The 14,821-nt window shown below is 58.5% G+C and carries 5 protein-coding genes; 2 read left to right on the forward strand and 3 right to left on the reverse strand.

What is annotated here, in order from left to right:
* Window positions 1–14: 14 nt before the first annotated feature.
* Both EK373_RS32700 and EK373_RS32705 read right to left on the reverse strand, forming a co-directional pair.
* Window positions 15–1,013 (reverse strand): thiamine pyrophosphate-dependent dehydrogenase E1 component subunit alpha, encoded by a 999-nt coding sequence (locus EK373_RS32700; RefSeq protein ID WP_198683845.1) that lies wholly within the window; start codon window positions 1,011–1,013, stop codon window positions 15–17.
* A complete protein-coding gene (locus EK373_RS32705) occupies window positions 1,010–5,566 on the reverse strand; it encodes a non-ribosomal peptide synthetase family protein (protein ID WP_129649574.1) in 4,557 nt (1,518 codons plus the stop codon). Before EK373_RS32705 ends, EK373_RS32700 begins: the two co-directional genes overlap by 4 nt.
* 564 nt (window positions 5,567–6,130) lie before the next feature.
* Between EK373_RS32705 and EK373_RS32710 the strand changes: the two genes are divergently transcribed.
* Both EK373_RS32710 and EK373_RS32715 read left to right on the forward strand, forming a co-directional pair.
* Window positions 6,131–11,944, forward strand: a complete 5,814-nt coding sequence (locus EK373_RS32710; protein ID WP_129649575.1) for a non-ribosomal peptide synthetase — start codon at window positions 6,131–6,133, stop codon at window positions 11,942–11,944.
* Window positions 11,945–11,975: 31 nt separating this feature from the next.
* Window positions 11,976–13,526: an ArnT family glycosyltransferase gene (locus EK373_RS32715; protein WP_157994648.1), complete on the forward strand. Its 1,551-nt coding sequence runs from the start codon at window positions 11,976–11,978 to the stop codon at window positions 13,524–13,526.
* Between the two features lie 8 nt (window positions 13,527–13,534).
* Here the strand turns inward: EK373_RS32715 and EK373_RS32720 are convergent, their stop codons facing one another.
* Entirely contained in the window at window positions 13,535–14,815 is a 1,281-nt protein-coding gene (locus EK373_RS32720) for an MFS transporter (protein ID WP_129649577.1), read from the reverse strand.
* Window positions 14,816–14,821 lie beyond the last annotated feature (6 nt).

A 14,821-nucleotide genomic window follows, 5' to 3' on the forward strand; every position in this document is an offset into this window, starting at 1 on the left:
ACTCCTTTGCGCTGCTAGCAATACAAATATTCCATGAGCGCATCCGGCTCCGGCACCGCACTGCTGTCGGCGAAGACTACGGCGCCCTCAACCTCCGCCTCAACGGCCGCCCTCATTTGTTCGACTTCCGCTCGCGATAACAGCGCCCGGCCTATCAAATCATTCACAAACAGCTCGATGGGGTCCCGCTTTCGCCATGCTGCGACTTCAGCTTCGCTCCGATAGCGTGGCGCCTGAAATTCCTCGCCGAACTCCTGGTGTTCGCAGTATCGATAAGTCTTGGCCTCTATCAACGTGGGCCCCTCACCGCTACGTGCGCGAGCGACGGCTGCGGCGACACAGTCATACACGGCGAGTACATCTTGCCCATCGGCAACGACCCCTGGAATATTGTATGCACAAGCTCGCTTTGCGATGTCGATGACAGAGGTGGTCCTGGTTTGCGGCGTGAACAGCGCGTATCCGTTGTTCTCACAGAGAAAGATTACCGGCAATCCCCAGATGGCGGCGAGGTTCAACGATTCATGGAATGGTCCGCAGTTCGCTGCCCCGTCGCCGAAGAAACAAAGGCAGACCTGATCCGTGCCTCGCAGCCGCGAGCTCAATCCGGCACCCACGGCAACCGGCATCAGCGAGCCCACGATGCCTGACTCCCCGAGACTTCCTGCGGAGAACGCGGCCAAATGCATCGATCCGCCTCGTCCGTGACATAGGCCGGTTTGTTTACCAAAGAGCTCGGCCATCAGCGGCGCCAGCGCCACACCCTTTCCTATAGGGTGGCCGTGCGAGCGATGATTCCCGGTCATGTAGTCGTCATCGCGCACTGCCATGCAGGCACCAACAATCTCAGCTTCCTGACCCACAGAATTGTGCATGGCCCCGACCAGCCGCGATCGCAGCGAAGCAGCACGCTCCTCGAACAGGCGGATACGCAGCATCCGCCGCAGCATCTCTCGATGCTGATCCACGTTGAGATCTCGCGACGCCCGCTTTGAATCTGTGATCCTTGTCATCGCGCAATTCTCACCGGCTTGTTGGTGGCCTGTTGAAAATCCGTATCCCTGCGCCTCATGCTGTCGATGCAGGCGGCGATCATTTGACCATCCAGTACCGGCGCAACGATGCCAGCGGGCTCCAGCAAACGATAGGTCTCATCGCAGTCGAAAACGATCTTCTCGTCTCGCGTGTCGTACTGATGACGATCGAAAGCTTCCCGGCTCATGGAAAACGCAAACTCGATCAGCGGTACCGCAGGAAGGGACCAGCCGCTCTGGTGCAGCTTCTTCATTTCTCCGATCCACTCGAAGTAAGGCTTCAGCTCCAACGAAGTGCCGAGCTGCGAATTGCAGCGCTCGAAGAGACCTTCGTAATGTCCGTGAGGAGAGGAGACGTGGAAGATACCGCCACCGTTCCGGTACTTGTTCGCCAGGTACACGATGGCACTTGCCACATAGTCGACCGGCGTCGGCGCAGCGCCGCTCAGGTAGCCTTGGATGCCGTATCCCGAAAGTAGACTGCTCTTGATGACACGATAGACGTTCTGTAGTTCATCGTAGCGCCCGCCCTGCGCATCTGCCCAGACCAACCCGATCCGGAAAACGTTGCACGGAATACCGCGGTCCTGCGCTTTCAAGAGGATTTTTTCTCCCACCCACTTGCTGGCGGCATAGCCACAAGACACGGGATGGCGTTCCCCATCGATGGAGCTGCGCTCGTTGATCACCCGAGCGGCTTCGCTCGTCAGCGGACTGAAGACGCTAAAGGTCGACACATAGTTGACGAGCTTGGTTCTTTCCGTCACTGCCAGCTTTAGCAACTCACTGACTCCGCCGACGTTCGCCGCCTTTGCCATCGCATAGGACTCCAGATGGTTCATGCTGGTGGCGCAGTGATAGATGCTGTCGATCGAACGCGCGAGCCGCGAGTACCACTCATCGTCCAGTCCCAGCCTCGGCAGTCGCAGATCTCCGAGAACGGCGGTGATGCGCTGTTCATATTCGTCGCGCCACAGGTCCCATATCTGGAGCGTCTTCTTGATTCGAGCCATACCCAGATACTCGGACGTTGCCCGCACCAGGCAGTAGACGCCGGCTCGCTCCTCTTGCAGCAGCCGCGCGAGCAGGAATCGCCCAACGAATCCCGTGGCGCCTGTCAGCAGGACTTTTTGCCTCCGCCCACCCCCCTCGACCGCTCCCGCGCCCCGCACGCTCCGCACGAGTATCGCCTCACTTTCCAGATCTACCAACTCTTCGTCTGGAACCGAGCCGCCACGGATCCGTGCTGCGAGCTCTCGGATGGTCGGATACATGTAGATGTCGACAACACGTAGCGCGCAGCCGAGCATCTCGTTCGTTCGGGACAGCGCCTTGATCGCGAGCATCGAATGACCGCCCGTTTCGAAAAAGTTGTCCTGGCGTCCGACTTGCTGCAGTCCCAGTAGCTCCTGCCAGATCTGCGCTAACCGCTGTTCGATCTCGCCCTGCGGCGGCTCGTATGGGCGAGCGCCCTCGCCCGCAAAATCCGGAGCAGGCAAGGCCCGCGTGTCGAGCTTGCCATTCAAGGTCATCGGCAATCGTTCCAAGCAGACGAATGCACCGGGGAGCATGTAGTCGGGCAGTCCGGCGCGCAAATGAGTTCGCAACTCATCACTGCGCAACTGCATATTGCTTTCCGGCACAACGTAGGCGATCAGTCGCTTCTCACCGCGCGAATCTTCTTGAGCTATCACGACGGCTTCCTTCACCTGAGGATGGCGAGCGATCTGAGCTTCGATCTCCCCAAGCTCGATCCGAAACCCACGAATCTTCACCTGATGGTCGTTCCGGCCCAGATACTCAATCTGTCCATCCTCGCGCCATCGAGCCAAGTCCCCGGTCTTGTATAGTCTCGCTATGTTCCCCGGGTAAACGGCGTGAGTCACGAATCGCTCCTGCGTCAGCTCTGGCCGATTGAGGTATCCGCGCGCCACGCCTGCGCCTCCGACGTATATCTCGCCGGTGACACCCAGAGGCGTCGGATTTCTGCAACGATCGAGCAGGTACAGCTGAAGATCCGGGATCTGCCGGCCAATGATGCTGCTCCTCTCCGAAAAGATTTGCCCCTCGGTCAGCGGCTGATAGGTCACGTGCACCGTTGTCTCTGTAATGCCATACATATTGACCAGCTTTGGCCGATCGGCGCCGTTGCGCTCAACCCAGCGTCGCAACGTTCGTAGCTCGAGGGCCTCGCCGCCAAAGACGACCACCCGCAGCGAGTGCTTCATCTCAACGTTCGACTCCTGCGCATCAATTAGCTGCGTGAAGGCACTCGGTGTTTGATTGAGTACCGTGACACCTTCCCTGCACAGCAGGGAATAGAATTCATGCGGCGATCGCGCGATCAGGTACGGAACGACAACCACCCGACCACCATACAACAAGGCACCCCACAGCTCCCACACCGAGAAATCGAAAGCAAATGAGTGAAAGAGTGTCCACACATCACGATCGTTGAACGAGAACCATTGTTCGGTCGATGTGAAAAGCCGCGCCACATTGCCGTGCTCCACCATCACACCCTTGGGCCTCCCGGTGGATCCGGATGTATAGATCACGTAAGCGAGCGCATGAGAGTCCGCTTCGCTAGTGGCCAGCGGTACGTTTTCCACCGGCCAACCGTCGAGTTGCTCGTATCCCTCGCTCATGATCAGCGTTTGGATCCCTGAAGGGCTCATCCGGTCCTGCAGGTGCTCTTCGACAAGGAGCACCGTCGGAGCCGCATCGCTGAGCACGAAGTCCAAGCGCTCCCGCGGATAATGTGGATCGAGGGGTACATAGCCACCCCCCGCTTTCAGGATCCCGAGAATGCCGACGATCATCATCAGATGACGATCCACGCAAATTGCCACTCGATGGTCACGGCCGACGCCCTTGCTTCTCAGCAGCCAAGCGAGCTGGTTGGCCTTCTCGTTGAGCTCCGCGTAGCTTAGCGATCTGTTCTCGCAAGTCGCAGCTATGGCAGTGGGCGACCGGAAAACCTGGGCTTCGAACCTCTCATGGATCGGTCGGGGCTGCTCGCACGCGATCGCACTTCCGTTGAACGATTCGATGAGCCGACGTTGGTCGTCGGTGAGCAGCGTCAGCTCGCCGATCTTCGCGTGCACGTCGCCAGTCACTGCCGGCAGTACCCAGCGCAGTGACTGCAGCCAGCGGTCAGCACAGCCGCTGGAGAACAGGTCTGTGGCGTAGTTGAGCGTCAGGACGATGTCCTCGCTGCTGTCGTCGACGGACAGCAGGAGATCGAACATCGCTCCCTGTTCCATACCCAGCTCGAGGGATACCGCCACTCCAGGCAAGGTCGGATGGCGCCGTAGTTCGGACTGTATGGTCAGCATGACCTGGAACACCGGGTTTTTACCCTTGAGCCGCTGCGGATGCAGCGCCTCGACCAACTTCTCGAAGGGCACATCCTGGTTGTCGAACGCGCCAAGCGTCGTCTCCCGCGCTTGCGCCAGCAGCTGATCAATAGTCATCTCGTCGTCGAGCTGCATGCGGAGCACGATCGTATTAGCGAAGAATCCGATCAGCCCCTCCAGCTCCGGGCGCTGGCGATTCGCCACTGGCGTTCCTACCAGGACGTCCTGCTGATCGGTCAACCTGTAAAGCAGCGCCGACCATGCCGCGTGGAATACCATGAACGGGGTCAAGCCGCGGCACCTTGCGAACTCCCGCAGGTGCGCGCTCAGCTCCAGGCCCAGGGAGGTCTCGACGTTGTCGCCTCGATAGCTTTGTGACACCGCCCGCTGCCGATCGGCAGGCAAGTCCAGGTGCAAACAAGCCCCGCGTAACCTCTCTAGCCAATAATCCAGTTGTCCCTGAAGAGCACCGCTCTGCAGCCATCGCCTGTGCCACTGGGCATAGTCTGCATATTGGATGTGCAGCGGTGACAGTGCCGGCTGTTGCCGCTGCCGATATGCGCGATACATCTCCTGCAATTCTTCGAAGAACACATTCATTGACCAACCGTCGAACACGATGTGATGCACGGTGATCAGCAGCAGGAACTCATCGGCATGGATGCGCAGCAGCCGGCCCCGGATGAGGGGGCCAGTGTCCAGATCGAACACCGCTTTCGATTCCAGCTGTTTATGCAGCTCGACCTGCTCCAGGCGACGCGACGCTTCCAGCGTCGTAAGATCGATGCTCTTAAAGGAGAAAGTCCCGTGCGTGGCGATGCGCTGTTTCAAGTCGCCATCGACGACGGCATACGTAGTGCGCAGCACTTCGTGGCGGCCCACTAGTCCGTCGAGCGCTTGTTGCAAAGCCTGCTCATCGAGGCTCCCTCGCAGTCTCATCGCAATGGGAATATGGTAGGCGGCGCCGCCGCCCTCCATCTGATCCACCAGCCACACACGCTGTTGCGCGTCCGAAGCGGGAAGTTGAACGAATGGACCGTCCGCGACACGAGCGACCTTTAGGATCTCCTGGCTCGCGCTCTCCTCGCCGCGACGACTCCTGTCTCGCAACAGAAGCTGCAGCAGCCTTACCTTGTCGTTGGACAATCCTTCGATACGGTCGTTGTTTCGCATTTCCCTTGGCTTCCATCGTCAAGTAAAAACAGGTCCCCAGGGGTCCTTCGATAGCACCATTAAAGCCGGGAGACTGTAACGGAAACTCCGCCCCCCGGGGCTTTGACGTCGCTGCCACCTGCTACACAGCTGACCCGGAGCTGCGCAGTCAGCCCGAAGCTGCGCGGGGCTAGATCTCCGTGTTTCGGATGATCCCATTCCACGAACGGATCGCAAGGGAGATGCAAGATTGAAATGTGCTCGCCGCGAGAGAAGCTTCCGTATGCACGCCACGACGGCTTGGCGCCCCCCCCACCCGATTTCGGTCAGTCACGCAAAACGTGAAATCTGGTTGATCAGCAACCCCTGATCCCCCGACACACCTCAGACTGAACATTACCGACTGCGCGAAACCGGCGCGTCCGCTCCAATACTCCAATTTTCCACCACGAGCTGAAGCTCACGTTATCGCTAAACTCTTTTTCTTCACAATGACTTAACGAGACGACACGACAGGCAACACCAAGGTGGCAAACGCGTCGACGTAAATGCCAGTTCGGTTTGCTCACAACGTAGGGAAAGTGCATGAAAGATCTCGCGTCATCCCAGTTGCTTCTGTCGCCCGGCCTGCTCCAGAAATTGCAGGACTTCGCGCACCAGCAGGACGCCAGTGTTGTCGAGGCTCTGATTACCGGTTGGGCGCTACTGCTGCGTCTCTGGCTGGAAAAGGATGAGGTGTCACTCGATATTGCGATTCATTCATCGGCAGATGTCCGCGAAGCTGGCGCATTCCTGCCTGACACGACACCTATGCATGTAGTCATACCTCGGGACACATCTGTGCGAAACGCTCTGAGCGCGGTACATGCCGTGATCGAGCAGTTGCGTGCGATGGGATCGGACGATCTGCCAGCGCAAATCGTTCTGTCTTCGATGATTCCTCAAGCGCTGTTCTGGCACGAGCCTGCGCAGGCGAGCAATCACGCCTCGACGGACGCAATTCCCGTGCGGATGATGACCGTTCGCGTCGCTTGCGATCAGCAGGCATCGACGACACTGGAATATTCCAGGGCTGCTCTCAGCAAAGCAGCAGTCGAACGCCTCACAACCAGTGCGGCGGCGCTGCTGCAGCAAATGGCTGACGGCCATGATCTGACCCACCCGGACATCAGCGGGCACACGACCGCTGTACGTGAGCTCATCTCTCATCGATACGTCGACAACCCGGCTCCTTACCGCCACGACCACCTGATCCATCGATTGTTCGAAGAGCAGGCACGAAGGACGCCTGACGCTGTTGCAGTCGTACTCGATGAGCAATCGCTGACGTACGCAGAGATCGATGCCCGCGCGGACTCGCTCGCGGGACATCTCGTGCATGCCGGCGTTCGTGTCGATCAGCCTGTCGCGGTTTTCATGGGACGTAGCCCGGAGATGATCGTCGCGCTGCTTGGTATCCTCAAGGCCGGTGGCGCCTATCTGCCTCTGGATCCCGGTTACCCGGCCGAGCGCCTGAAATACATGCTGGAGGACGCCGCTCCAACGCTCGTGCTAACCCAGCACACGCTGCGAGCACTCTTGCCGCAGGTTGACATCCCGGTGCTGGCTCTAGATGACTACCTCGATGGCGACCGCTTCGATACATCACTTCCGGACCGGCCCCAGAGTAGCGACAGTCTTGTGTATGTGATCTACACATCGGGTTCGACCGGTCGTCCGAAAGGAACCGCAATGCCCCACCGTGCCATGATCAATTTGATTGAATGGCACCAGCGAGTCTTCGAAACTCTCCCGGGCAGTCGCGTTGCTCAATTTGCCGCGTTGAGCTTCGACGTGGCCTTTCAGGAGATCTTCTCGACCTTGTGCGCCGGCGGTTGCCTGGTCCTGATGAACGAGTGGATCCGGCGGGACGCGCGCGCTCTGATGCGCTACCTCGATAGCCAGTCGATCCAGAGGCTGTTCCTTCCTCCTCTCGTCCTACATGGCTTGGCGCAATATCACACCGCTACCGGCGAGATCGCGACATCGCTTCGGGACATCATCACAGCCGGCGAGCAATTGCGGATCACTCCGGATATCCGCCGCCTGTTCGAGCATCTGCCAGATTGCCGCCTCCACAATCACTATGGCCCCACCGAATCGCACGTCGTGACCGCGTGGACTGCGAACGGTGATCCGCAGAGCTGGCCAACGCTTCCCCCCATCGGCCAGCCGATCTCGAACACAAGAATCTATGTGCTCGATGACCATCGACAGCGTGTCCCCACGGGATCGACCGGGGAGATCTACATCGGCGGGACGACCGTAGCGCGTGGCTACCTTGGCAAACCCGAGCTCACGCAACAACGCTTCGTTCCCGATCCCTTCTCATCGAATCCTGCGGACCGCCTCTACAAGACTGGCGATCTCGCCCGCTGGCGAGATGGAGTGCTGGAGTATCTGGGCCGCAACGATGACCAGGTGAAGATCCGCGGTTTTCGCATCGAGCTAGGTGAGATAGAGACCCACCTCTGTACACACGAACTGGTAGGTGAGGCAGCGGTAGTTGCGCGCACCGAAGATCGTGGAGAAAAGCGGCTGGTTGCATACGTAACTCCTCGCAATCGCACACTCGTGAGCATCGAATCGCTTCGGTCACATCTGCAGACGCGATTGCCGGATCACATGATGCCGCACGTCTTTGTCGTCCTTGATCGCATGCCAGTGACCCCGAGCGGTAAGCTCGATCGACGATCGTTGCCGGCACCGACCTCGGAGGCAGTGGTAACACGACCCTATGATCCGCCGGCTTCCGACGCCGAGATCGCTCTAGCCGCCGTTTGGAGCGAAGTGCTTCGCGTCGAACACATCGGCAGGCAAGATCATTTCTTCGAACTCGGCGGAGATTCGCTACTGATGGTGCAGATGCTGGAAAGATTGCGATCGCGTGCTCTCTCGATCGATGCGCAATGCGTCTATGAACGTCCGACGCTCGCGACCATGGCTGAGGTCATGCACCAGGATACGGCCGCCAATCAGCCGCCCTCCAAAGTAATTCCCGCCGAGTGCACTGAGATTACGCCACAGATGCTCACCTCGATTGAGATCGACCCGGAGCAGATTGCGCGGATCGTCAGCTCGGTGCCAGGAGGTACCAGCAACATTCAGGATCTCTATCCACTTGCGCCGCTGCAAGAAGGTATTCTCTTTCATCATCTGTTCGGCGGGAACGCTGCCGACACCTATGTAGTCAGCGTGCTCTTGTCACTGGAATCGTCGGAGCGAGCCAGCGCGTTCACGATCGCCCTGCAGCGGGTTGTCGATCGACACAGCGCCCTGCGCACCGCCATTCTCTGGAACGATCTGCCGCAGCCAGTGCAGGTCGTCTATCGACGAGCGATAGTGCCGGTCTCGACGATCGCGCTGTCTTCCGATCGCGACGGACTCGAGCAACTCGTCGAGATGATGAGATCGGACCGACAGCCGAAGCTAAATGTGTCGCGCGCACCACTCTTGACCCTGGAGCTGGCGGATGACACGCGCAGCAGCCGATGCTATGCCATATTGCGCATTCATCATCTTGCCTGCGATCACGAATCGCTGGACACGATGTTCGATGAGATCTCTACCTTCATGGCCGGCCTCGAACACGAACTAGAGATACCCGCCGAGTACAAAACCCACATCGCGCACTCGTTGAGCGCCAACAAAGACGGCGCCGCGGAAGAGTTCTTCCGTGACAAACTCTCTGGGATCGAGGAACCCACGACTCCATTCGGTCTCACCGATGTTCACGCTGACGCTCTGCGTATTGCCGAAGCTAGCAGCGACCTGGACGCATCTCTCGCGGGACGCATAAGAATGGAGGCACGAAAGCTGGGCGTTACCGCAGCGACTCTTTTTCACGCTGCATGGTCGATCGTCGTCTCACGCACGAGCGGTCGCGAGGATGTGGTTTTCGGCACTCTGTTGCTCGGGCGTATGTACGGACCGGCCGGATCACGGCATACGCTCGGTATGTTCATGAATACATTGCCGATAAGGCTGCGCTTACGAGGACTGACTGCCGAAACCCTGATCAAAGAAACGCATGCCGAACTTGCGCAGTTGCTGAGCCATGAGCAAACGTCACTAGCGCTGGCGCAACGTTGTAGCAACGTCGACGCCTCCTGCCCCCTTTTTGGCGCCTTGCTCAACTATCGACACACTGCCAAACCCAAAAATGCGTTAAGTGCAGGCTTTCGAATAGTTAGCCTCCAGGAATGGACAAACTATCCGGTCACGCTCTCCGTCGACGATGACGGCACAGGCTTTTCTCTCGTGGCACAGATTGACAGATCGATCGATCCGCAGCAGATCATTCGGTACACGGTTACGGCAATGCAGTCATTACTGGATGCACTGCAGGAGTCACCGCTCATACCTGCGTTAAGTCTGCCGATAATACCTGACTCGGAACGTCGGCAAGTGGTCGAGACATTCAATGCAACGATGGCAGCGTATCCAGACCGAAAGCCGATTCATGAGCTGTTCGAGGAGCAGGTGGAGCGCACCCCGGACGCGGTGGCAGTAGTTTGCGAAAAGCAATCGTTGACGTACGCAGAGCTCAACAGGCAAGCAAATGGGCTGGCCCATCTCCTCAGAAAGATTACACAGGTCGGTGACCACATTGTGGTGCTGATGCACCGTTCATTGGAAATGCTTATCGCTCAGTTGGCGGTTCTCAAGTGTGGCGGCGTGTACGTTCCTATGGATCCGGATCTGGCCCCGCAGCGGCAGAAGTTCATGCTGACCGATTGCAATCCGCAGCTCGTGTTGACGGATCGACGGAAGGCCGCAGAGATGCGCATCGAGCCGTATCAATGGCTGGATTGGAACGCAATCCATGCAGAAGTGGAAAAACAGCCGACTGACAACCTGTCGCTGCCCTTGAACCCGACTCCAGCGGCATATGTGATGTATACCTCCGGGTCGACGGGCGTACCGAAGGGCGTAGTCGTTCCGCATCATGCAGTGAGTCGACTTGCCATCAATAACGGTTATGCGCAGGTCGAAGCTGGCGACTGCATACCTCATTACAGCAACCCGACATTCGATGCATCCACATTCGAGATCTGGTGTGCCCTGTTGAACGGCGCGCGGGTATTGATTGTGCCGCAGGCGGTCGTGTTGGAACCAGCGAAGTTCGGCCGCCTGTTGCGACAACAGCAGGCGACGCTGCTGTGGATGTCCGTCGGGCTGTTCAATCAATGCGAACGGATGCTGGTGGATGTATTCACGCAACTGAGGTACCTGATCGTAGGCGGTGACCGACTGGATCCGACCGTGATCAGGCGTGTACTGATGCGTTCCCCCCCGCAGCACTTCCTGAACGCATACGGCCCGACCGAATGCACGACGTTCTCGACTACTTACCTAATCGATGCGGTCGAAGAAGATGCCAAGAGCATTCCGATTGGCCGTCCGATATCGAACACGCAGATCTACATCCTGGACAATCAGCGTCAGCCGGTCCCCCTTGGAACAGTCGGCGAGATCTATATCGGCGGAGCAGGCGTCGCTCAGGGGTATTTGAACCAGGCGGAGCTCACGACGGAGCGCTTCGTGAGAGATCCATTCAGTACCGATACGAATGCCCGAATGTACAAGAGCGGCGACCTGGGACGCTGGCGGGGGGATGGGAATATCGATTTCATCGGTCGCAACGATCAACAGATAAAGATTCGCGGCTTCCGGATTGAACCCGCCGAGATCGAGCTCCAACTATTGAAACATGCGCAAGTTAGGGAGGCCGTGGTTATTGCCCGGGAGCATGTGCCTGGAGAGAAGCGCCTTTTCGCGTATTTCATTGCTGAGAATTGCAAGGCAGCGCCGAGTGCCGCAGCCCTGCGCACACACTTGAAGGCAGCACTACCGGAGTACATGATTCCCGGCGCCTTCGTCGCTCTCGAGCAGTGGCCTCTGACGCCGAATGGCAAGCTGGATCGTCGAAAGCTGCCGGAGCCGCCTGCCTCGGCTCATGCACTTACAGAGTACCAGCCTCCCAACGGCGAAATGGAAATACTCCTGGCAGGACTGTGGCAGGAGATATTCAAGAGCGAACGCGTGGGGAGGATGGACAACTTCTTCGACCTCGGCGGTAACTCCCTTTTGGCTATGAAGTTGATGGTACGTTTGCGTTCGCTGTTGATGATGGATGTGCCGGTAAGGACTCTGTTTCAGTTTGCCAACGTCGCTGAGTTGTCAGCAGAACTGGAACGCATGCGTCGCGCGTCAGTGACCACAGCCCTTGCGCACGCAGGCAGCGCAGCGGACGCGTTACTGCACGACGTTTCCACGATGTCGGAGAGCGATGTGCGGCGGCGCCTCGACGAGCTGCAGGCGATGGAGCTGCAAGGCGATCAGCTGTCGCTTCAGTAGCGGCTACTCATCGAATCAGCGGAGAATCGGCATGCTAGCTCAAGACATTGAACGCGTTGCTGTTGTCGATTCCACTCGAACGCGTCATCTGTGGACGTTGCTGCTGATTTGCGTGGCCGCCGGGCTGTCGCTCGGGCCTTTGCAGTTCCAGACGATCAGTCCACAGGACGAAGGGATACTGTTGCTCTATCCCGACCTGATCCTGCAGGGGTATGTTCCGTATCGCGACTTCTCTGCGATCTATCCACCCGGAACGTTCCTCCTGTTGGCGGGAGCATTCCAACTGCTCGGTGAGAGCATCGTGATAGAGAGGTTGGTTGGAGTTGCGTACCAAGTCATGATGGCAGCGGCCGTCTATCTGCTCGGGGCACGTCTGACGTGGACAACTGGGCTCGTGGCGTCCAGCGTCATGCTGCTCGTACTACACTTTTTTCCAGCCGCTGGCGCTTACTCGATGTTCGCCGCGCTGGCATCAATATTATTCGGAATGCTGTACGCACATTCAGCCGCAGCAATGCACGATGATGGCCGCGCAGGGACCTGGAGGATTGCTGCTGGAGTACTTGCATCCCTCGCGTTTTGGTTTCGCCAGGAGATCGGTGTCGTCGGTACGGTTGCGATCTTGGTTGCGCTGCATCCACAAACTAGACGCCAGTTCCGTGATTTCTGTTTCGGATTCGCACTGCCTGCCGGCGTATTGGCTGTCCTACTAGTTCTGATCGGCCTTGAACCAAGCTTCGATAGCCTGGTTCTCGATGTTCTGCATATGTTACCCGGGAGAAAGTTTCCCGTCGAATGGAGTCCGGCGCTGTTCGCTGTTTTACTCTGCGTAGTCATTAGCGTGACGATCGCCTTCGTGGGGCAGCGCTGGAGAAGAAAAGACCACCTCCAACTAGCGCGCGCCGTGGCAGTGCTTTCCGCGGGACTGTTGCCATCTGTACTGCAACAAGTTGGCGCGTGGCATCTCTCCTACGTGGGCTGCGTGATCGGCGCCTTGACGGTTGTTTCGCTGCGACTCGCCACGACCCATCGCCTTTCTCGTGCGACCGGCCAAGCAGGTACAGCAATGCTACTGGCGTCGATCGCTGGCGCTTTCATCGTCGCATTCATGCACGGCGCTTATCGATATAGTGTAAACACACCCCGACTGGCAGTCGAAGACAGGTGGGTATTCATAGAAGACAATCTTTATCCCGGGGATCCAGGCCGTCATTCGGACGCCGCGGCTCTGCTCAATGAAACAATCAAAGTCGCCAAGCCGGGCGAGCGCCTGTTCGTCGGGCCCGAAGACCTGCGGTACGCTGTCTATAGCGACACGTTCTTCTACTATCTCCTGCAGCAGTTGCAACCCGCCTCTCGCTATCTCGAAATGAATCCCGGCGATGCCAATGGCGAGGATTCAGGCCTGGCGGCCGATGTAGCCTCTGCGGATTGGCTGATCCTGACATCCCGATATGACAATCTCTATACACCAGCCGCCGCACGCATTCCGGGGTCACAGGCGCCTAACGATGTGGTCCGCCGCTTGTTCTGTGAGCACTCGAAGCATGGTGTATGGCGGTTGATGCGCCGCTGCACATAGCCGGCGCCTTATATGTCGAGCTTGCTATGTTCTAGCACACGCTCCACTTCGGGATTCGCGAAGGAATTTCGGCTAAGGCCGAAGACGATCGCACCAAGCACGCCGGTGATGCCGCACACTAGCGCCAGCGCCTCTCCAATCGCCGTCGCCCCCCCAAGCTCGCCGGAAAGGCTGCTGACCACCAGCGGAGCCACACCATCGCTGAACAACGTTGCCGCTGTGAGGCTCACAGCGACGAACAAACCACGCAGCTCTCCCGGCATGACAACAGTGCCCAGCGCCATCGCCGCAGTAAGTACGGTGAAATCCAAGGTGAGCAGCGAACCAAGCAGAATGCAGGCCAGAAGAACATTCGGCGCGACGGCGAAGAACGACATGAACACGCTGAGAAATGTCAGACCTGTCAGGGCGATCATTGTCTGACGTGGCCCACCCTTGCGCTGACAGATATCGGCGAGCAAACCGCCAAGGATGGGCCCCAGAAGGCTGCTGACTAGCAGCACGGCTGCCATGATCGCTCCAATGCGATCGGGCGACAGGTGGAGACGGCGCGCAAAGCTGGGAGCGGTCCAGACCAGGACCGCGCCGACGGCCACCCATACCATAATTCGCGCCAGAAGCAATGGAAGCACCACCCTTCTATATCGCCACAGATCCGACCAGATTTCGGCCCAAGCCAATCTCCTTTCGATAACGCCGATCCTGCGCGGCTCGCGCAGGAGCAGCAACAGGAAGACTGCGGGCAGCAATGGCACACACATTCCACCTAACGCAGATCGCCAACTTCCGACATCCGGCCCGGCCGCTACCAGTAGAAGTCCACCCAGCGCGAAGACAGCGGGAGGGCTCGTGACCTCCCCCATTCCGACCACGCTCGTGGCACGGCCGCGCTGAGCCGGAGCGTACAGATCGCCGACCATGGAGTAAGAGGCGACCAGAACCGCGGCCATGGATAGGCCGGACAGACAGCGGGCGGCAAAAAGTTCGATAAGGTTGTCTGCGGATGCGGTCCACACCGCCGAGACCAGATTAACGACCGTAAATATATACAGCAGTCGAGTGCGCGAGTAGCGATCAACAAGAATCCCTATGGGAATGGCTGCGATCGCCATCGGCACCGCAACCGCCGGCCCCTGTAGCCACGCAATTTGATTGTCGCTGAGCCCCAGATCGACGCGGACAGCTTCCTGTAACGGCCCAAGAATAAATCGAGCGTAGGTCACCGACCAAGTTGCGAGCCCCAGCAGAAACAAATACCACAGGCGCGATAAGCGAGTCGTTTCACTCATAAACTC

The organism is Peristeroidobacter agariperforans, from assembly GCF_004138335.1.
Lineage (GTDB): Bacteria > Pseudomonadota > Gammaproteobacteria > Steroidobacterales > Steroidobacteraceae > Steroidobacter > Steroidobacter agariperforans.

Bases quoted from the DNA above. Each gene is read 5' to 3' on its own strand.
- EK373_RS32710 (WP_129649575.1), top strand. From the start codon at position 6,131: ATGAAAGATCTCGCGTCATCCCAGTTGCTTCTGTCGCCCGGCCTGCTC.
- EK373_RS32700 (WP_198683845.1), bottom strand. From the start codon at position 1,013: ATGACAAGGATCACAGATTCAAAGCGGGCGTCGCGAGATCTCAACGTG.
- EK373_RS32705 (WP_129649574.1), bottom strand. From the start codon at position 5,566: ATGCGAAACAACGACCGTATCGAAGGATTGTCCAACGACAAGGTAAGG.
- EK373_RS32715 (WP_157994648.1), top strand. From the start codon at position 11,976: ATGCTAGCTCAAGACATTGAACGCGTTGCTGTTGTCGATTCCACTCGA.
- EK373_RS32720 (WP_129649577.1), bottom strand. From the start codon at position 14,815: ATGAGTGAAACGACTCGCTTATCGCGCCTGTGGTATTTGTTTCTGCTG.